This is a genomic window from Janthinobacterium sp. GW458P (genome assembly GCF_002127585.1).
Classification (GTDB): Bacteria; Pseudomonadota; Gammaproteobacteria; order Burkholderiales; family Burkholderiaceae_D; genus Janthinobacterium.
This window is the reverse complement of sequence record NZ_NEGZ01000036.1, coordinates 13,586-32,121: the sequence shown is the minus strand read 5'-3', so window position 1 is coordinate 32,121 and position 18,536 is coordinate 13,586. Positions and strand designations below refer to the sequence as shown.

Genomic DNA, 18,536 nt, shown 5'->3' with positions numbered 1-18,536 from the left:
TGCATGATCACGCTGACGGTCAACGGCCGGTCCGTCGTGGTCCAGGAAGGCGCGACCTGCCTCGATGCCGCCAGGGAGGCCGGCGTGCATGTTCCCACGCTTTGCTATTATCCGCGGCTGCCCACCCATGCCGTGTGCCGCATGTGCCTCGTGCATGTGGCCGGCCAGCCGCGCCCGCTGCCGGCCTGCATCACGCCGGCAAGGGCGGGCGACGTTGTCGAGACGGGATCGAGCGATCTGCTGGCCTTTCGTGCAATGGATGCGCAATGGCTGCTGGCGCGCCATCCGGACGACTGCCCGCGCTGCGAAGTCAATGGGTCTTGCCGCTTGCAAAGCCTGGTCAGCGAAAACCAATGGCTGGCGCGCTGGGAAAAGTCGCCGCGCGGCTCGGTGGCGCATCCGGAGCACCGCCTGATCGACCATACCTCGCCGAGTATCTGGCGCGACTTGTCCAAGTGCATCGAATGCGGGCTGTGCGTGGAAGCGTGCGGCGCGTCGGGGCAGCAGCAATACGTGATCGGCTTCGCCGAACGCGGCTCGGGGCGCTTGCCTGTCACGGTGTTCGACCATACGCTCGCGAATACCCAATGTATTTCCTGCGGTCAATGTACGCTGGTCTGTCCCGTTGGCGCGCTTGTCGAGACGCCGCACTGGCACGCGGTGCTGCAGGTACTGGATGCGCACGAGCGCGTCTGCGTGGTGCAAGTGGCGCCGGCCACGCGCGTGGCGATCAGCGAAGAGTTCGGCATGGAGGCCGGCACGGTCAGTACGGGAAAAATGATCAATGCCTTGCGGCAACTTGGTTTCGACTATGTGTTCGACACCAATTTCGGTGCCGACCTGACGGTCATGGAAGAGGCGAGCGAGTTGCTGGACCGCATCAATGGGCGGGAAGCAAGCACGCCGCCATTGCCCCTGCTGACGTCCTGCTGTCCGGGATGGGTGAACTGGGTGGAAATCAACCGGCCCGACCTGCTGCCGCACCTGAGCACGACCCGGTCGCCGCAGCAAATGCATGGCGCGCTGACGAAGCGCAGCGCCTTTGCGCGCGGGCTTGGCCCCGCCTTTGCCGAGGGCAGGGCGGAGCCCTGCGTGGTCAGCGTCATGCCCTGCACGGCCAAGAAGGACGAGGCGGCCAGGCCCGGCCTGTCCGGCGACGTCGACCATGTCCTGACGACGCGGGAGCTGGCCCGCATGATCAAGTCGCGCGGCATCGCCTTCCCTGCGCTGGCCGATGATGGCGCATTCGATGATCCCCTGGGGGAAAGCACGGGCGCGGCGCAGATCTTCGCCGCGTCGGGGGGCGTGATGGAGGCCATGTTGCGCAGCGCCGTTCATTTCCTCGGCAGGCCGGACGCGCCGGCGCTGGAATGGCAGCCCCTGCGCGGTATCGGGCCGGGGATCAAGACCGCGCAGATCGCCGGCTTGGGCACGGTCGCCATCTGCAATGGCATCGCTGCGGCGCAGCAGCTGCTGCAGACGCCGGACTGGCGCGAGCAATTCGTCGCCATCGAAGTCATGGCCTGCGTGGGGGGCTGCCTGGGCGGCGGTGGCGAACCCAAATCGCTGGATCCCCTGGTGCTGGACAAGCGCATGCGGGCGATCTACGAACTCGACAAGCATGCGGCGCGGCGCGGCGCGCATGAAAACCGGGCCGTGCAAACCTGGTATGCCGCTGAACTGCAGCAACCGCGTGCCGCCCAGGCACGCGCGCTGCTGCACACGAGCTATGCCGCGCGCAATTCCACGCGCCTGCTGCTGATGCAATTTCTCGATTGCGTGGACCGGCGCGATGGCGCGCAGGCTGCGGCCCTGCTGCATCCCGATGCGTCGTGGTCGACGGCGTCGCTATTCGGCGACATGCACGGCGCCAGCGCGATCCAGGCGCTGATCGATACACAGTTGCCTGCACGCAAGTATGGTCCGGCGTTCGCGCGGCACCGGATGCTGTCGGCCGCCGATATGCACGACCTTGCCGTCATCACCCCGACGGGCGAGCTGTGCAGCTTCAGCGTGGAGGTGGACCGCAGCCAGTCCCCGATGGTCATCACCCGGCTGGTGCGCATCTTGCACCAGGCATAGGCTGTGTTGGCAGCAGGGCACGCGCCAGGGTAGCGGCCCCGTGTCGTGACATGCCTGGCTGCGCCGCGCCTGCCGGTCCAGGGATCCACGTGCCGTTTGATGTGCATCATTCATTTTCCTGTAGCAAATCAATATCATCAGTTCAAGCATCTATCCGGGTGCCGGCAATCAGGGAGGGAACATTACCATGGCTAACCATCTGACTCGATTCGATCCATTTTCCGACATCGCGCGCTTCGAATCCTTGAATGGCATCGAGGACTGGTTTCGCGATTTTCAGCTGCGGCCCGCCCTGCGCGACTGGAATATGGAGCCGCGCATCAAGATCGATGTGGCGGAAACGGATGTGGCGTATACCGTGAAGGCGGAGATTCCCGGCGTGAAAAAGGAGGACATCAAGGTGGACGTCGAGGGCGGTGTGGTTTCGATCACGGCCGAACTGAAACGCGAGAGCGAAGTGAAAACCGGCAAGTTACTGCGTACGGAGCGTACGTTTGGCGAACAGCGCCGCAGTTTTACGCTGGCGCATGATATCGACGATGCCAAGGTGGTCGCCAGTTATGCCGAAGGCGTGCTGACGCTCAGTTTGCCGAAAAAGAGCGGCAAGGCAAGCAAGCATATCCCCATCAGCTAGCGCCGTTGCGCGGCTGGCGCAGGGCTGTCCGGCGTGGATGCGAGCGCGCATGCCTGTGGCCTGCGTGGCTGCCGCTGGCCACCGGGCGCTGCGGATGACGCCAGGCCTGGCCTGCACCGCGTATCGCCACCGTGTCGCCGCATCAGCATACTGAGGGAAAAGGCGCGTCTATGTCTGCTACAGGGCGGTTTGCTCACTACCCGCGCGGGATTTTTTTCCGGCATTTTTCCCTGGCCACGCTGGCGACAGGATGTGTCGTGCTGGCATGCCTGGCCATCCTGACGATCCAGCTGTCGACGCTATGGCGCGCGCGTGAAGTGCGCCTGCACGATGCGCGCGACGCGGCTGCGAATGTCAGCCAGGCTGTCGCACAGCATGCCTACGATACGCTCAAGGAGGTCGATACGCTGTTGCTGGGACTGGTCGAGCGCGGCGCCTTGCCGGGAGCGTCAGGCTTCGACCCATCCCGCATGCAAGCGCTGTTGAGGAGCCGTGTCGCAGAACTTCCTCAATTGCAGGCCATCATTGTCTTTGCCGATGATGGCAGGCCATTGCTCAATTCCGGGACGACGATGCCAGTCAATCTCGACAACCCGGACAATGCATATCTTCATTATCATCGTTTGCATAATGACCTGCAGCCTTATCTGGGGACGGGCGCGGGGCGGTTGGCGCATAGCGAGTGGATCATGGCGGTGTCGCGCAGAATTAATCTTCCCGACGGGAGTTTCGGCGGCGTTGTGCTCGCCACTATCCGCCTCGACTATTTCAGGAAATTCTATGAAGACTTTTCCATAGGCGAGCAAGGTACGATTCTGATGACACATGATGATGCCAGGCTCGTCTTGAAAATTCCCTATGCTGGCGGGGGAGCGGAAGCGGCGGAAATGCCATTCAGGCTGTACAGTCGGGGCTTGGGCGGTAGAGCAATGATCATCAGCTATCGCAAGATCAGCGCATATCCGCTGCTGGTCTTGACGGTCTTGTCGCAGGATGAAGTCCTGCGTGGCTGGCGCAACGATGCCTACCTGCACCTTGCGGCGTTGAGCGCCTTGATCTTGCTCATCGGATTTTTTGGCCGCCGCTTGCTCAGCCAGCTGAACTCGCGCCTCATCATCGAGGAGCGGTTCAAGGCGTCGAGCGATGAATTGAAAGTATCGAACCAGCGCCTGACCAACCTCGCCCTGCACGATGGCTTGACGGGCCTGGCAAACCGACGGAGTTTCGACGAGGCATTGACTGTCGAGTTCAGCCGCGCCCAGCGGGCAGGAAATTCCCTGGGCCTGATGATGGTCGATGTGGATTTTTTCAAACAGTATAACGACATTTATGGCCATGTGGCTGGCGATGAATGCCTGAAGAAAATCGCCAGCGTGGTCGCCACGGGCATGCGCAGGGCGGGCGATATGGCCGCACGCTATGGCGGCGAGGAAATGGTGCTGCTCTTGCCGGGGGCGGATATCGACGGCGCCGTATCGCTTGCGGAAAGCCTCCGTCGCGGCATCGAGAACGCGGGCATTGCCCATACTGGCAGTCCCCTGTGCAAGGTAACGGTCAGTATCGGCGTGGCGGTGTTTCCCCTGATTAAAATGGAAATGCTAGCCACCACCCTGCTCAATGCCGCCGACCATGCCCTGTACAAGGCCAAGGCATCGGGCCGCAACAACGTCTGCACCTGCGATTCTCGCGAAAAGAAGTTCTCCCGCATAGATGCCGTGGAAATCAATGAAAACTGGTGCCAGGAGTACCTGGGGCAGGCCGGCATGGCAGCTTCGCAGGGCTGACGATGGCCGCCAGGCCGATGCGCACGGGGTGTCGGCGCCGGCTCGTCCGTCAGTGCGGAGCATGCATCCTCCATGCCGAGTATTTTTTGATAACTGTGTTGCCTGGAGGGTCAATGTTTATCCACCGCATTGATGTAGATCATTACTGGCGCGTGACCGGCCATGCTTGAAGCGATACAGTCAGTATCAGCAGGCAGCACATTTCGCCCTCGGCGGCAAGCGCGTGGGGCTATTCAGGTACTGCCATGCACACCGGGCAAACGCACGACGACAGGAGATCACCCATGCATGCAGATATCTGGATAGTTCGGAACGGCAGTGATTATTTCTTGTTGCATGGCCATATGCGCCTGCATTCCACCTTGAACGGGGCTGGCGCCGCCTTCGTCGAGGTGGCGCATGAGGGCGTCGTCAAGATCACACGCGTATCGGGCTGTCTTCAGGTCGAATCAGGCAATGCGCTGTCACCACTTTGTGTCCAACGGACAACAGTCAAGGCCTTGGGCGAGAAACTGCCCGGCACCTGGTGACGGACGGCGGCCAGGCGCGTCACGGCGCCGGGCGCTCACCTTGATCCACGGCACGCATGCCGGCTGCGCGTTGTGCAAAAAGTGGGATTTTTTCATGCCTGTTACTGAGCTCGCTATTGCGCTAATATAAACTATGATTGTTGTTTAGTACATCTCCATCCACGAACCTTGCAAGATGTGATGCTGCAGGGGCAACTGCTAACGATGGGCATGGTTAATATGTGCGCGAAGCGAAGAAAGTACTTTGCCGTTCCTTTCCAGACTGAACAATATTGGAAATCATTGCGTCAGCATGCGGAACTGCGGCTTAAGCAGAGACTGGAATCGTCCAGGCGCCGCTCCCACGAGCGCTATCCCGCGTCGCTGCAAGCCACGCATCGCGAGATGAGCGTGCGCGAGATCGAGCTGGAAATGCAGAACGATGAGCTGCGCACCGCCCAGGCAACGCTGAAAAATACCGGCGAACTGTATAACCGCCTGTACGACCAGGCGCCAGTCGGCTACATCAGCATGGATGCCCGCGGCATCATCATCCAGTCCAATCTCACCGCATCGGCCTTGCTGGGCACGGCGCCCGAAATGCTGCCCGGGCAGCCGCTCACGCGTTTCATTGTGCCTGACGACCAGGATATTTTTTACTTCCTGCGCCAGCGCCTGCTGGACCGCGATGCATCGCATTCGGCCGTACTGCGCATGAAAAAGGGGGAAGGCGACGTATTTTCCGCCATGCTGGAGGCCAAGCTGAGCCAGGAGCATTTCGGACCCGGGGTCGTGTTGTTGGTACTCAACGATATTACCGAGCGCACTGTGGCGGCGGCGCAGCTGCATGCCAGCGAGGAGCGATTTCGCGGGGCATTTGAAAATTCGTCCTTGGGCATGATCATGGCGGACATGGAGGGCCGCTGGGTGACGGTGAACCGGGCGCTGTCCGAGATGCTGGGCTATACGGCGCCGGAACTGCTGGCGATTGGATACCTGAAACTGACGCATCCCGACGACGTTGCCAACAGCGTGCAATTCGGGCGGCGCCTGTGCAGCGGCGAGATCAGCAGCTATCGCATCGAAAAGCGCTACCTGCACAAGGATGGCCATGCCATATGGGCCATCCTCAGTGCCACGACGGTGTGCGGCGCCACCGGACTTTCCCGGCAATACGTGGGCATGGTGGAGGACATCAGCGTGCGCAAGCTGGCATTGGAAACGCTGGAAAAGTCGCACGAGCAACTGCGCCAGTTCATTGCCCATCAGGAGCGCGTGAAGGAGGGGGAGCGCATTCGGATCGCAAGGGAGATGCACGACGAACTAGGCAGTGTCTTAACTGGAGTCAAGGCCCACCTTTCCGTGGCCCTGATACATGACCAGCGCAACGGCGGTATGTTGCAGACTCGGCTAGAGGATGCCTGTGCCTTGCTCGATACGGCTACCGCAGCCGTACGCAGGGTGATCACCGAACTGCGGCCCAGCGTGCTCGACCAGCTTGGCGTATGGGCGGCGCTGGAGTGGCACGCGGAAGAGGTCTGTGCCAGGGCGGGGCTCGTCTGCCGGACCCATATTCCGCCTGAGACTGTCCTGCTGGAGCTCGATCCCGAGCGCAGCACTGCCTTGTTCCGCATATTGCAGGAAGCGTTAACCAATGTCGTTCGCCATGCCGGGGCAACGCGGGTCGATGTGCGCGTCACCCACGACGCTTCGTCGATCCGGATGGAGGTGGAAGATGACGGCAAGGGCATCGATTGCGAGAGCCTGCTGACGGCCAATTCGTGGGGGCTGGCGGGCATGCGTGAGCGCGCCCGGCATTTTGGCGGCGATATCCGTTTCATGGCCATCGCGCATGGAACCTTGTTGGTCGTGCAATTGCCGGTACGGGGGGGCGCATGAGATGCGGGAAGATCAGGGTGCTGCTGGTGGACGACCATGTCGTTGCCCGCAACGGCATTCGCTTGATGCTCGGTACGGACGACGGCATCGAAGTCGTTGCCGAGGCCGAGACTGCACGCGCGGCATTGTATCTGCTGCAGGCACAGGCGTTTGATGTTGCCATTGTCGACATCGGCCTGCCCGATCAGAATGGCTTGCAATTGTTAAGGAAATTACGCCGCGAGTGGCCACGCATGGCCGTCCTGATGCTGTCCATGTATGCCGAGACGGTGTACGCCGTACGGGCGCTGCAATACGGCGCCGCTGGCTACCTGACCAAGAACTGCAATGCCTCCGTCCTGCTTGGCGCAGTACACAAGGCTGCCTGCGGAGGGAAATACATTAGCTCGGCGGTGACGGAAAATCTGGCCGACATGATCAGCGGCAGCAGGATGGCCTGGCACGAGCAACTGTCGGATCGGGAACTGGAGGTCCTGCGGCTGCTTGCCAATGGGGAAGACCTGGCGGATATCGCGCAAATATTGCATTTGAGTATTAATACCGTGGGCACTTACCGGGCGCGCCTGCTGGAAAAGACGCGGGCCAAGAACAATGTGCAGCTGACCCGGTTTGCCATCGAGCATGGCATCGGGCCACCGATTTCCGGCAGCGACTAGCCTGCGCTCGGTCCACCGCGCCGCGCCGACGGAAGCGACGCGCCCCGGCTGCCGTGCTTGTCAAGCCTGGCTTGCTGTCTTCGCGATGGAGGCCAGTATCGCCGTGGTCTGTTGCGTGAGCGAATTGATGCTTGCCATTGCTTTCATGGGCTGGTCGTTGGCCAGCGCCTCGATGGCGCGATAATTGAGGATATGCAGATCTTTGCCGTCCGTGCTGATCCAGCCCTGGCGGCGGAATTTTGACATCAGGCGACTGACGCTTTCCATCGTCAAGCCGATATAGTTGCCGATGTCTTCACGCGACATCAGTACCGTGAAGTCATGGCGCGAGTAGCCGCGGGCCGCGAAACGGCTCGACAGATCCAGCAGGAAGGTGGCAAAGCGCAGCTCGGCCGAACTGCCCAGGAAGCGCATGACGCGCTGATCCCGGTTGATTTCCTCGCTCAAGAGGCGATGGAAGTGTTGTTGTAGCGCTGGAATGCTTGCGCACAGCATCTGCAACTGCGCAAAGGGGACCTCGCACACCTCGCTGTCTTCAAGCGCCATGGCATTGCTGTCATGAATGCCGGTACTGATGGCGCTCATGCCCAGGATCTCGCCCGCCATGTGAAAGCCCATCACATGCTGTTTGCCATGTGCATTATCACGGAAGGTCTTGAACTGGCCGCCGTGAATAATGTACAGGCAATGAAACGGTTCACCCACCCTTAAGAGCAACTCATTGCGCTCCACCCAGTGCCGTTTGCCGATGAGTCTGTCGACCTGAGCGACGCTACGTTCATCCAGGCCGTAGGGCAGGCAGCGCATCCTTGAACTGCATTTCGCGCAGGTATTGCCGCTGCTGTAATTTTTCGCTGGCAAGGACTGATCGGTCGAGAGCAAGGCGTTCATGGGTTCCTCTTATTGCTGTTTATGATTTGCATCAAGTTTTTGTGTTTCTGACTACATGCCTGATAGTATGTGCGCACCCAGGCACAGTGGCTATAAGCTTAACCCTTGGTCTTGTGTAGTAATTTTCTCAAACTTTTGCGTAGGGAATCCCCTACATTTCTTCTTCGCCAGTACGCATGGACGGGGTCTGCCCGGCAGCGGTGGCGGGTGCAGCGAGGCGTTGACGCCGCCAGCCGTTCGGCGCAGAATCAAATGCATGAAAATCAGCGAATCACGCTAGGCAAGGCATGTTCGGGACCTTGACCATGGAAGCGGGAATCATCCGGGTGCTGTTGGTTGACGACCATGCCATCGCGCGCAATGGCGTGTCGCTGATGCTTGGCACGGCGGCTGACATTTGCGTTGGCGCCCAGGCGGCGTCCTTTGACGACGCGACTGATCGTATTGCATCCGAGCAATTCGATGTGGCCCTCATTGACATTGCCATGCCGGGAAAAAGCGGCTTGCAACTGCTGCAAGCCTTGCGCCTGGCCAGGCCAGGCATGGGGCTGCTGATCCTGAGTCATTATTCGGAAGAAATCTATGGCTTGCGGGCATTCAGCCTGGGGGCATCTGGCTACCTGAGCAAGGATGTTTCGGCCGACGTTCTTGTGCAGGCCGTGCGCAAGGTGGCATCGGGAGGGAAATATGTCAGCCCGGCGATGGCGGACCAGTTGACAATGGTGCTTGCGCAGGGGCCCTTGGGTACGCACGAGAACCTGTCCGAGCGCGAACTGCAGGTGTTCCAGCGCCTCGCTGCTGGCCAGTCGCTGGTGCAGATCGGCGCCGCTCTGAATTTGCGCCCGAATACCGTCACGAGCTATCGCGCGCGCATCCTGAAAAAGATGAAAATGGCATGTAACGCCGAGTTGACGCGCTATGCGCTGGAACTTGGCATGCTGTAGGCTGCCCACGGCTCTGTCGGGAAAAGAACCCGCGTGACACGCGCGCCATGGGACCGGACGTTCGGTAGCGACCGAGCGTCGTGCTGGTGACTGGGGAGCGATGATGAAACTGACGTTTTTGGGCGCGACGGGGACCGTGACCGGGTCGAAATACCTGGTCAGCAGCGGCAATGAGCGGATTATGGTCGATTGCGGCCTGTTCCAGGGCTATAAGCAGTTGCGTTTGCGCAACTGGGCCGGCTTGCCGCTGGCGCCGGCCGAGATCACTGCCGTCGTGCTCACGCATGCCCACCTGGACCACAGCGGCTACCTGCCGCTGCTGGTGCGCGACGGCTTTCGCGGCAAGATTTATGCGAGTGCCGCGACGTGCGACCTGTGCCGCATCATTTTGCCCGACAGCGGCCGCCTGCTGGAAGAGGAGGCCGAGTACGCGAATCGCCACAGCTTCAGCAAGCATCATCCCGCCTTGCCCCTGTACACCGAGGCCGATGCCCTCCTGGCGCTCGAACAGCTCGCTCCCATGGCGTTCGGCCAGCCCTTCGGCATTGGCTCGTCATTGCGCGTGGAGCTGCAGCGTGCCGGGCATATCCTTGGCGCGGCCAGCGTGCTGCTGCAGGGCGAGGGCATCCGCGTCGTCTTTTCCGGCGACCTGGGGCGTCCGAACGACGTGCTCATGGCACCGCCCGAACCCTTGCCGCCCGCCGACTACCTGGTCGTGGAATCGACGTATGGCGACCGGCGCCATGAAGCCAGCGACGCCATCGAACTGCTGGGCAAGACCATCAGCGAGACTGCCGCGCGCGGCGGCGTGACGATCATCCCCGCCTTTGCCGTCGGACGGGCGCAGACGATACTCTATGACGTGCATCTGCTCAAGCAGCGCGGCGCCATCCCGGCGCTGCCCGTGTACCTGAACAGCCCCATGGCGGTCGACGCCACCATGCTGTACCGCCGCTATCCGCACGATCACCGCCTGACGCCGGCGCAGTGCGAGGCCATGTCGCACGCGGCCACGATCGTCAACAGCGCACAGGAGTCGATCGAGCTGAACCAGCGCCGCATGCCGATGGTGATCATCGCCGCCAGCGGCATGGCGACGGGCGGGCGCGTGCTGCACCACCTGAAGGCGTTCGCGCCGGATCGCCGCAACAGCATCCTGTTTGCGGGTTTTCAGGCCGGCGGCACGCGCGGCGCCTCGCTGGTCGCTGGCGCTGACGCCGTCAAGATCCATGGCGCGTATGTGCCAGTACGTGCCACCGTCCGACAGATCAGCAACCTGTCCGCGCATGCCGATGGCGATGAATTGATGGCCTGGATGGCGCCGTTGCGCCAGGCGCCGCGCAACACCTTCATCACCCATGGTGAGCCGGATGCCGCCGAAGCGCTGCGGCGGCGCATAGGCGAGCAGCTTGGCTGGGAATGCAGCGTGCCGGCGTATGGCGACGAAGTGACGTTGACATGATGCGCCATGCACCGTCGCCGCCGCGCACCGCCGTCGCCGCCTCGGCATTGCGCTTGCGGCGCCTGGGCATCGACACTTATCAGGAAGCCATCGCCTATATCCGCAGCGATAGCCCCGTCTGCAAGGCGGAGGGCTTCGAAGCGCGTTCGCGGCTGGAGCTGTGGTGCGGCGAGCGCAGGATCGTCGCGACCCTGAATGTCGTGCATTTCCCCCTTATCGACATGGACGAAATCGGCCTGTCGGAGGCCGCCTGGATGGCATTCGGGCAGGCCGACGGGCAGGTGGTGCAAGTTGGCCATGCACCGGCGGTGGAATCGTTCTCGGCCGTGCGCGGCAAGATCTATGGCCGTCCCTTAGGCAACGAAGCAATCACGGCCATTATCAATGACATCGCCGCCGGCGCGTATTCGGACATCGAGCTGGCGACGCTGATCACGGCGTGCTCGGGAAGCCGGCTCGACCTGGCCGAAACGGCGGCATTGACCATGGCCATGGTCCATGCGGGGCAGCGCCTGCGCTGGGATGCCCCTGTCGTGGCGGACAAGCATTGCGTCGGCGGCTTGCCAGGCAACCGCACCACGCTGCTGGTGGTGCCTATCGTCGCCGCCTGCGGCTTGCTGATACCCAAGACTTCCTCGCGCGCCATCACGTCGCCGGCGGGGACGGCGGACACCATGGGAACCCTGGCGCCGGTGGAATTGACGGCGCAGCAGATGCACGGCGTGGTGGAGCAGGAGGGCGGCTGCATCGCCTGGGGCGGGGCTGTAGCGCTGAGCCCGGTGGATGATTTGCTCATCCGCGTGGAGCGGCCGCTGGGGCTCGACAGCAATGGCTTGCTGGTAGCGTCCATCCTGTCGAAGAAAGCGTCGGCGGGCGCCACGCACGTGCTGATCGACATGCCCGTGGGGCGCACCGCCAAGGTCCGCTCGCCCGAGGCCGCCGCTATCCTGGCCGCGCGCCTGGGGGAGGTCGCGCGCAGCCTGGGCATGGCGCTGCGCGTGCAGATGAGCGACGGTACGCAGCCCGTTGGCCGCGGTATCGGTCCGGCGCTCGAAGCGCTCGACGTGCTGGCCGTGTTGCAGAATCACGGCGGCGCGCCGGATGACTTGCGCCAGCGGGCCCTGGCGCTGGCCGCAGGCTTGCTGGAGCTGGCCGGCAAGGCGTCCCAGGGTGCCGGCCTGGCCATGGCCGCCGCGGCCCTGGACAGTGGCGCCGCCTGGCGCAAATTCCAGGCCATCTGCGCCGCCCAGGGCGGGATGCGCGAGCCGCCGCGCGCCGCCTTTACGCAGCCATTGTGTGCATTGCACGCTGGCACGGTCCTGGCCATCGACAACCGCCTGCTGGCCCGGACGGCCAAGCTGGCCGGCGCGCCCAAGACGCCGGCGGCAGGCATGGTGTTTCATGCGCCGCTGGGGACGGTGGTGGCGGTGGGGCAACCGCTGTTCACCTTGCATGCGGGTTCCCCCGGCGAACTCGCGTATGCGCTCGCCTATGCACAGGCCCAGGATAATCTCGTCACGATCGGCGACGCCGCGATAGGCGCCGGCCTGGCCGGCGCGGAATAAGGCTGCCGCCGGCGCTCAGGCGGCGCGAAAGACCAGTACCGGCACGGGGCTGTGCACGAGGACCTTGTGTGTTTCGCTTCCCAGTAGCACGCCTTTCAAGCCGAATTTGCCGTGCGTCGCCATGGCGATCAGGTCGCAGCCGTTTGCCTGGGCGGCCTCGAGTATTTTTTCATTCGGGGAATCGGCGCGCGTCAGGAAGGTGGCGCATTCGACGCCGGCTTCGCGTGCCTGCCGCAGGACGACATCGAGCACTTTCTTGCCGTTCTCCATGCTTTCTTCCAGATAAGTTGCGCGGGTCGCCTCCAGCATCTCCGTATCATGGCTGAGGACGTGAAATTCCGGCACCACGTGCAGCGCGGTAATGCGCGCGCCGCACGAATGCGCCAGCGCGATGGCTGACAGCAGCGCAGTCCGCGAGGCGGGCGACCCGTCCGTTGGAACCAGTATGTGCTTGAACATGGTGCTCTCCTCGAACTTGTTGTGGAGCGTACAGTGTGCCGTTGATACCGCAGAGAAACCATGATCCAGATCATTGTGACGACAGCAAATGGATGCCAGGCATCGCCGCCCAGGCCGGGTGGTGCCCGGCATGCCCGCTTGCGATGCGCACGGCTCCTGCCGATCAGCGATGTTGCCTTGATGTAAATTGATGCGGCCGGGCAGGCGAAGCCGGCGATAGCGGACGCAGGTGGTGCAGGCACGGCGCGGATTGCTGTTCCGCGTCAGCACGCGGGACCAGCAGGGCCAGGGCCGCGCGCTGCCGCCGCTAAGTAACCCCCAATAAATGATTGTGATTTCTGACTTCCATAACCGGCGCTCTGCGGCGTTGCCCGCTGCTAACAGTGCTCGCACTGCGGCGCAGCGGGCGTCTTGCATGGCATCCGCTTCTGTTCGTCATAAATTCACAATAATTTCCTGAGGATTACTTAGCGGTCCGGCGCACTGGCTGCCGCAAGCGCCTGCTGCAGCCCTTGGGCCTGGTCATTGCTGACGCGATCGGCCAGCACGTCGCCGACGGCCAGCGTGCGGTGGTAATAGGCGTCGGTCAATTGCTCGTCGTAGCGGATATCGTCCACGCTGACAGCCACCGCATCGGCGAAAAGGCCTTTCGTGCCGGACCAGGCGATGACGTCCCCCTTGCCAACGGTTCCGCGTGCCACTTTTTTCCAGTTGCGGACCGTCAGTCCCGCATCGGCACTGACGGAAAAGCTGCTGCGCTGCTGGAACTGCCGCATGGCCTTGTCGTTGAGCAATACGAAGACGAATGGGCCAGATTCGACGCCGGCCTGCAGCCCGATGCCCAGTGCTCCCAGCTTGAAAAATGCGGGAGCGCTCCAGCTGCCGTCGCCCCGCTTGCCCAGCAGCACTCCGGTGCCGCCGCTGGCGCCGATGGCCAGCGCCGCACGGCGGTAGGCGGGCAGAATGAAGACGCCCTTCGACCAGCGCAGCGCTTCCGTCATCAGCGGATCCTTCGCCAGCACGGCCACAGCCGTGCGCGCGGTGTCGACATGCTGATTTGCCGTCGCCTGCAACTGCACTCTGGCCATCTCCTGGTCGGACGCAAGGCCATCCTTAGGCTGGGACAGGGCTTGCGCTGGCGCGCAAGCGAGCAGCGCGCCGCACAGCAGGCTGCCAAGCGGTTTCATGTAGGCAATCATGGCCATACTCCTGTTTAAATGGGGGCAACGGCCTTTCACACTACAGTCAGGCAGGCATCGCTTGCCATGATCTGCATCAATACCGGGCCCGAATAATGGTGCGCAGCCGCTCAGTCGCCGGTGATGGCTGTCGTCCGGCCAGGAGGCGCATGCGTGCCGATTAGCGTCGTTCTTGATATCGATCATTTTCCAGGCAGACAAGCGGGAGTTGGCCCTTTATAGTGAACTTGGGTATCCGGTTGCCGCAGCCCGGTTCTTCCCTGCGGCATCGATTTTTGTTCAGGAGGCAGGAGATGGCACAGCATATGATGCATTTTGATCCGCTCAGCGACATCGCAAGATTCGACCCCATGCGCAGCATGGACGATTTTTTGAAGGACATGGGCTTCAAGGATGCGCTCAAGGACTTTGGCCGACCGTCGCCGATCCGGCTCGACGTCACGGAAAGCGAGCAAGCCTACCAGATCAAGGCTGAGTTGCCAGGCTTTAAGGTGGACGATATTTCGGTGGACATCGATGGCAACCGCGTCTCCATCTCGGCCGAATCCAGGCAGGAACACGAAGAGACGAACGGTCAGAAAGTCGTGCGCCGCGAGCGCCATGCGGGACAGTATTTCCGCAGTTTCTCGCTGGCACAGGACATCGACGCCGACAAGGCCGTGGCCAGGTACCGTGACGGCGTGCTCGACATGGAGCTGCCCAAGCTGCTCGGCGGCAGTGCAAAGCGCCTGCAGATCAGTTAGGGGAAGCATGGCGGGCCGTTTCAGGCAACGGAGGGGAAGTGAAGAAAAATGCACTCACAAGCGAGCCTTTGCCATTGATGGGGCCGGGTACCTTCGAACTCGATGCCGACATCAGTGCCCTGGGCATGGCCCTCATCGAAGTATTGAAGCTGCGCCAGTCGCAGCGCGAATTTGGCGAGCGCGAGCTGTCCTGGTACCGGCTGTCGCGCCTGCTGTGGGCCGCCGATGGCTGCAACCGCCCCGGCACGGGCCATCGAACGGCGCCCTCCGTCTGCAATGCGCAGGAAATCGACATCTACGTCGCCATGTCCAGCGGCCTGTACCTGTATGACCCGCTGGCACCGTCATTGCGCCAACTGAGCGCCGTGGATATCCGCGCCGTGACGGGGAAGCAGGATTTCGTGGCGACGGCGCCCGTCAACCTGCTGTACGTCGCCAATTTGTCGCGCATGCCGCCCGAGGAGCAGGCCAGGCAGTTGCTGTTTGCCGCCCTCGATGCCGGCCACATCAGCCAGAACGTGTACCTGTTTTGCGCCGCCGAGGGCCTGGCGGTGGTGTCGCGTGGCTGGTTCGACCAGCGGGAGCTGGCCGCAGCCATGGGCCTGGCGGATGGGCACCATGTGATGCTGGCGCAATCGCTGGGCTATCCGCTGGCGGCCGCCGCGCCATCGCCTTATTCCTGAGCAGCGGGATGGCAGGGGCTGCGCCGGCAGGGTGCGATCCCCGCTCCCCAGGTGCGCCAGGAGCGCCGCCTTACTGGGAGGGAGCGCTTCTCTGCCACTGCCTGTAGCCGTCGTAGACGGATGAGTAGCTACTTTCCACCATGGATTTTTGCATGTCCAGCAGGATGGCGAAGAGATTGGAGCGGTAATCATCGTTCAAGGTGCATAGCGCTTTCAAGCTGCCCGGATCGAATTCATACAGATTGGCACCGCCCTTGTCTTGTACCCGCTGCAGCAGCGCGTTCATGTTTGCCTGCGACAGGTCCTGCAGGTAATGCAGGGTCAGGCGCGCAGCATCGGCGCTACTGTCGAGCGCATGCCGGGCCACCGCATTGTAGCGGTCGAGCAAGGTACTGCTGCCGGAAGTGAGCAGGTTGGCAAATTTGAGGTGAATGTCGGGCATGTTGGCTCTCCGGTGTTGGCGTGGCGCGGCACGCAGGTTCTGCTGCAGGAAACGCAGCCACCAGGTCAGTGTAGCGGCCGGCATCCGCGGCGGAAGCCGGGGAATTGATATGTATCAAGCGCAGCAATAATCGGCAAGGCATGGTGACTTACCCTGTTTCAGCTGACTTCAAACAATTCGGTGTGGCCGAAACCCAGTTCATAGTTCAGCAAGGAAATGACGCTTGGGCGGATGCGCAGGAAGACGAGGCCCGGCCACGGCGCGGCCGTGCCGGCCCCCATGATGTCGCGCATCTGGGGAAAGCGAAACAGCATCAGGTCGGCCACCTGCTCGGTTTCGTCGGCGTTGTCGACCAGGGCAGCCGTGCCCGCCATGGACAGGCCGCGGATATGCTGCCAGTCCTGGTACGCGGGCGTAATGGCCAGCGAGACCTTGTCGTGCTGGCGGATATTGTGCGCTTTCTGGCTGTTCAGCCCGATGCAGGAATACAGCGTCAGGCCGTCGTGCACGTAACTGACCACCGTCGTCTGCGGATAGCCATCCGGACGCACGGTGGCCAGGGCCATGTCCTGCGTGGCAGCGAGTACGTCGAAAATGAACTGGCGGCGGGATGAGTCCAGCGGCATCATGGTGGCTCCTTGACGCAATGCACGGTGGGCGCGCTGCGCCCGGACTTCGATAGTAGGAAATTGCGCCGTGCCTGGCAATGCGCCAGATCATGTGCAGGCGATGTTGCTGCTGCAGCTAGGTCGCGGATGCCGGCGCTGTCGTGGCGCGGGCATGGATATTGCCCGGCAGATAAGGTTATCTGGCGGCGCGGCAGTGGGCGGGAGGCAGCGCCGCCATGCTGCCCTGACTTCGTCGAGGTACGGCAGCGGGATGAGGCGCAGTTTGCGTCCCGTCCATGCGCGCGGACGATTCAGCTGCCCACCTGAAGCTGGTTCGTGACGGCGGTAATGCCCGGCGCCATCCAGGCCGCGCGCTCGACCTCGTCGCGTTCGCTCCAGGAACGCACCTTGCCACTGAGGATGACCGCGTCGCCATCTGCCTCGACCTTGATGCCGCTGGCCTCGATCAGGGCGCTGCGCTTCAGCGCCGCCTGGATGCGCGCCTTGATATCGGCCGGGATGGCCTTGTGGCTGATCGCGATGGCGTTCTCGATGCCGCGTATGCCATGCATGTGACGCAGTGCCAGTTGGGCGTGCTCGCGCTGGTAGTTCCAGTCGACCGTGCCTTCCAGCCTGACATGGCCGTGCTCGACGATGACCTTGATCGTTTTCGACGATACGGGCAGCTGCAGCGCGATGGCGGCAATGGCGTCGTGGGCAATTTCCGCGTCCAGCCGCGAGTGGGGGCGCACCTCGATGTCATTGGCCACGCCCAGCACGCCGGCGAGGCGTTGCGCGTCGCGCTCCGCGTGCAGCTTGTGGCTGTAGGCGTGCACGAAGCCCGATAGCGCGACGACGCGGTCGTTGACCGAGACGCCAATATGGCTGGGATCGATGCTCACATCCCACAGCAATTCCTGTTCGACTTGCGTCTTGATGTCGTTGTCGGTGATCATGAACGTGCTCCCAGTCGGACAAGAAAGCGCCTGCAGCCTGCGCCGCGGCGTCGGCGGCGCCCCTCAGTGGCCCAGCAATACTGGCAGGCGCGACTGGCTCAGCAGGCTGTGCGTGGTGCCGCCGAGCACCCATTCCTGGAAGCGGCTGCGGCCGAATGCCCCTGCCACGATCAGGTCCGCGCCGCTGTCCTGGGCCAGGCGGCACAGCGCCGTACCGCATTCTTCGCTCGTTTCGCTGCGGCTCACTTCCGCGCGCACGCCATGGCGCGCCAGGTAGGTGGCCAGGTCCGCGCCCGGCTCCTGTCCATGCTGCCCGTAATGCTGGCGCGGGTTCAGCACGATGATCTGCACGCGCTGCGCCCGCACCAGCAGCGGCAGCGCGCCAGCTACCGCGCGGCTGGCCTCGGCAGTGGCGTTCCAGCCGATGACGACGGAGCGGCCGGGGATGGTCACGGGGCCATCGCCATCGGGGATGACGAGCAAGGGGCGGGCGCTGTGCAGGGCGAGATAGGCGGGCAGGCGGGTCGACCAGATCAGCGACCGGTCGCTCAGGTCGCTCTGGCCCGTGATGACCAGATCGCAGTACAGCGACTGCAGTATCAGCGCATCGGCCGCGCTGCTGTCCTGAAAGCGGGTTTCATACGAGGCGACGCCCAGCTGGCGGCAACGCTCGTCGAAGCGCGCCAGCTGCTCCCGCGCCGCTTCCCGCAAGGGTTCGTAGTCGATCGGCGGGGGCGGCGCCAGCGTGACCGCCCCGTAGACCAGGTAATCGAGTTGCGGCCCGCCGCTGGCGACGGTTCCTATCAGATGGGAATCAGCTTCGCTGGCGAGCGCCGCTGCCACTTGCAGGCGCCGTTCGAAGCCGGAAAACTGGTCGGCATACATCAGGATGGTCTTGTACATGTTGGACTCCGTTAAAAATTCACGATACCTGTTTCCGGCGCGCCTGTAAGGAGGGCCAGCTGATCCAGGTCAAGCCGGCCTGCAATTCTCAGCTCAGGGAACTGGCGCAGGGCAAGC

The 18,536-nt window shown here is 62.9% G+C and carries 18 protein-coding genes; 11 read left to right on the top strand and 7 right to left on the bottom strand.

Annotated features, from left to right (window positions below; all coding sequences use genetic code 11):
* Positions 1–3 precede the first annotated feature (3 nt).
* The 6 genes from CBW50_RS18770 to CBW50_RS18745 all read left to right on the top strand — a co-directional run bounded on the left by CBW50_RS18770 (position 4) and on the right by CBW50_RS18745 (position 7,564).
* The gene (locus CBW50_RS18770; RefSeq protein ID WP_086146960.1) at positions 4–2,082 is read left to right on the top strand and encodes a [FeFe] hydrogenase, group A; all 2,079 of its coding nucleotides are present in this window, start codon (positions 4–6) and stop codon (positions 2,080–2,082) included.
* Between the two features lie 187 nt (positions 2,083–2,269).
* Complete coding sequence (locus CBW50_RS18765; RefSeq protein WP_086146959.1) at positions 2,270–2,716, top strand: Hsp20/alpha crystallin family protein; 447 nt, start codon at positions 2,270–2,272, stop codon at positions 2,714–2,716.
* A 170-nt stretch (positions 2,717–2,886) separates the two neighbouring features.
* Complete coding sequence (locus CBW50_RS18760; protein ID WP_086146958.1) at positions 2,887–4,500, top strand: sensor domain-containing diguanylate cyclase; 1,614 nt, start codon at positions 2,887–2,889, stop codon at positions 4,498–4,500.
* A gap of 284 nt (positions 4,501–4,784) precedes the next feature.
* Positions 4,785–5,030 (top strand): hypothetical protein, encoded by a 246-nt coding sequence (locus CBW50_RS18755; RefSeq protein WP_086146957.1) that lies wholly within the window; start codon positions 4,785–4,787, stop codon positions 5,028–5,030.
* A 180-nt stretch (positions 5,031–5,210) separates the two neighbouring features.
* Positions 5,211–6,908 carry a PAS domain S-box protein gene (locus CBW50_RS18750; protein ID WP_086146956.1) on the top strand — a complete coding sequence of 566 codons (1,698 nt, stop codon included), beginning with the start codon at positions 5,211–5,213 and terminating at the stop codon, positions 6,906–6,908.
* A gap of 17 nt (positions 6,909–6,925) precedes the next feature.
* Positions 6,926–7,564, top strand: coding sequence for a response regulator transcription factor (locus CBW50_RS18745; RefSeq protein ID WP_253251960.1), 639 nt, complete (start codon positions 6,926–6,928; stop codon positions 7,562–7,564).
* A gap of 60 nt (positions 7,565–7,624) precedes the next feature.
* Here the strand turns inward: CBW50_RS18745 and CBW50_RS18740 are convergent, their stop codons facing one another.
* Positions 7,625–8,455 carry a helix-turn-helix domain-containing protein gene (locus CBW50_RS18740; protein WP_086146954.1) on the bottom strand — a complete coding sequence of 277 codons (831 nt, stop codon included), beginning with the start codon at positions 8,453–8,455 and terminating at the stop codon, positions 7,625–7,627.
* Between the two features lie 305 nt (positions 8,456–8,760).
* Here CBW50_RS18740 and CBW50_RS18735 point away from each other — a divergent pair, with 305 nt between their 5' ends.
* From CBW50_RS18735 to CBW50_RS18725, 3 genes are all read left to right on the top strand, one after another.
* Positions 8,761–9,399 carry a response regulator transcription factor gene (locus tag CBW50_RS18735; RefSeq protein ID WP_086146978.1) on the top strand — a complete coding sequence of 213 codons (639 nt, stop codon included), beginning with the start codon at positions 8,761–8,763 and terminating at the stop codon, positions 9,397–9,399.
* A 103-nt stretch (positions 9,400–9,502) separates the two neighbouring features.
* The gene (locus tag CBW50_RS18730; protein ID WP_086146977.1) at positions 9,503–10,861 is read left to right on the top strand and encodes an MBL fold metallo-hydrolase RNA specificity domain-containing protein; all 1,359 of its coding nucleotides are present in this window, start codon (positions 9,503–9,505) and stop codon (positions 10,859–10,861) included.
* Positions 10,858–12,426 (top strand): thymidine phosphorylase family protein, encoded by a 1,569-nt coding sequence (locus CBW50_RS18725; protein ID WP_086146953.1) that lies wholly within the window; start codon positions 10,858–10,860, stop codon positions 12,424–12,426. The genes CBW50_RS18730 and CBW50_RS18725 overlap by 4 nt, the downstream gene beginning before the upstream one ends.
* 15 nt (positions 12,427–12,441) lie before the next feature.
* Here the strand turns inward: CBW50_RS18725 and CBW50_RS30020 are convergent, their stop codons facing one another.
* Both CBW50_RS30020 and CBW50_RS18715 read right to left on the bottom strand, forming a co-directional pair.
* Positions 12,442–13,302, bottom strand: coding sequence for a universal stress protein (locus CBW50_RS30020; protein WP_226935709.1), 861 nt, complete (start codon positions 13,300–13,302; stop codon positions 12,442–12,444).
* Positions 13,303–13,352: 50 nt separating this feature from the next.
* Positions 13,353–14,084: a lipid-binding SYLF domain-containing protein gene (locus tag CBW50_RS18715; protein ID WP_172404812.1), complete on the bottom strand. Its 732-nt coding sequence runs from the start codon at positions 14,082–14,084 to the stop codon at positions 13,353–13,355.
* Positions 14,085–14,377: 293 nt separating this feature from the next.
* Between CBW50_RS18715 and CBW50_RS18710 the strand changes: the two genes are divergently transcribed.
* Positions 14,378–14,827 (top strand): Hsp20/alpha crystallin family protein, encoded by a 450-nt coding sequence (locus tag CBW50_RS18710; protein WP_226935707.1) that lies wholly within the window; start codon positions 14,378–14,380, stop codon positions 14,825–14,827.
* A gap of 38 nt (positions 14,828–14,865) precedes the next feature.
* Positions 14,866–15,510, top strand: a complete 645-nt coding sequence (locus tag CBW50_RS18705; RefSeq protein WP_216356375.1) for a SagB/ThcOx family dehydrogenase — start codon at positions 14,866–14,868, stop codon at positions 15,508–15,510.
* 70 nt (positions 15,511–15,580) lie between these two features.
* Here the strand turns inward: CBW50_RS18705 and CBW50_RS18700 are convergent, their stop codons facing one another.
* From CBW50_RS18700 to CBW50_RS18685, 4 genes are all read right to left on the bottom strand, one after another.
* Positions 15,581–15,952, bottom strand: coding sequence for a hypothetical protein (locus tag CBW50_RS18700; RefSeq protein WP_139842566.1), 372 nt, complete (start codon positions 15,950–15,952; stop codon positions 15,581–15,583).
* A 158-nt stretch (positions 15,953–16,110) separates the two neighbouring features.
* The gene (locus tag CBW50_RS18695; protein ID WP_086146949.1) at positions 16,111–16,581 is read right to left on the bottom strand and encodes a pyridoxamine 5'-phosphate oxidase family protein; all 471 of its coding nucleotides are present in this window, start codon (positions 16,579–16,581) and stop codon (positions 16,111–16,113) included.
* Between the two features lie 290 nt (positions 16,582–16,871).
* Positions 16,872–17,516, bottom strand: a complete 645-nt coding sequence (locus CBW50_RS18690) for a BON domain-containing protein (RefSeq protein ID WP_086146948.1) — start codon at positions 17,514–17,516, stop codon at positions 16,872–16,874.
* Positions 17,517–17,579: 63 nt separating this feature from the next.
* Positions 17,580–18,419: a universal stress protein gene (locus tag CBW50_RS18685; protein WP_086146947.1), complete on the bottom strand. Its 840-nt coding sequence runs from the start codon at positions 18,417–18,419 to the stop codon at positions 17,580–17,582.
* Positions 18,420–18,536: the final 117 nt, after the last annotated feature.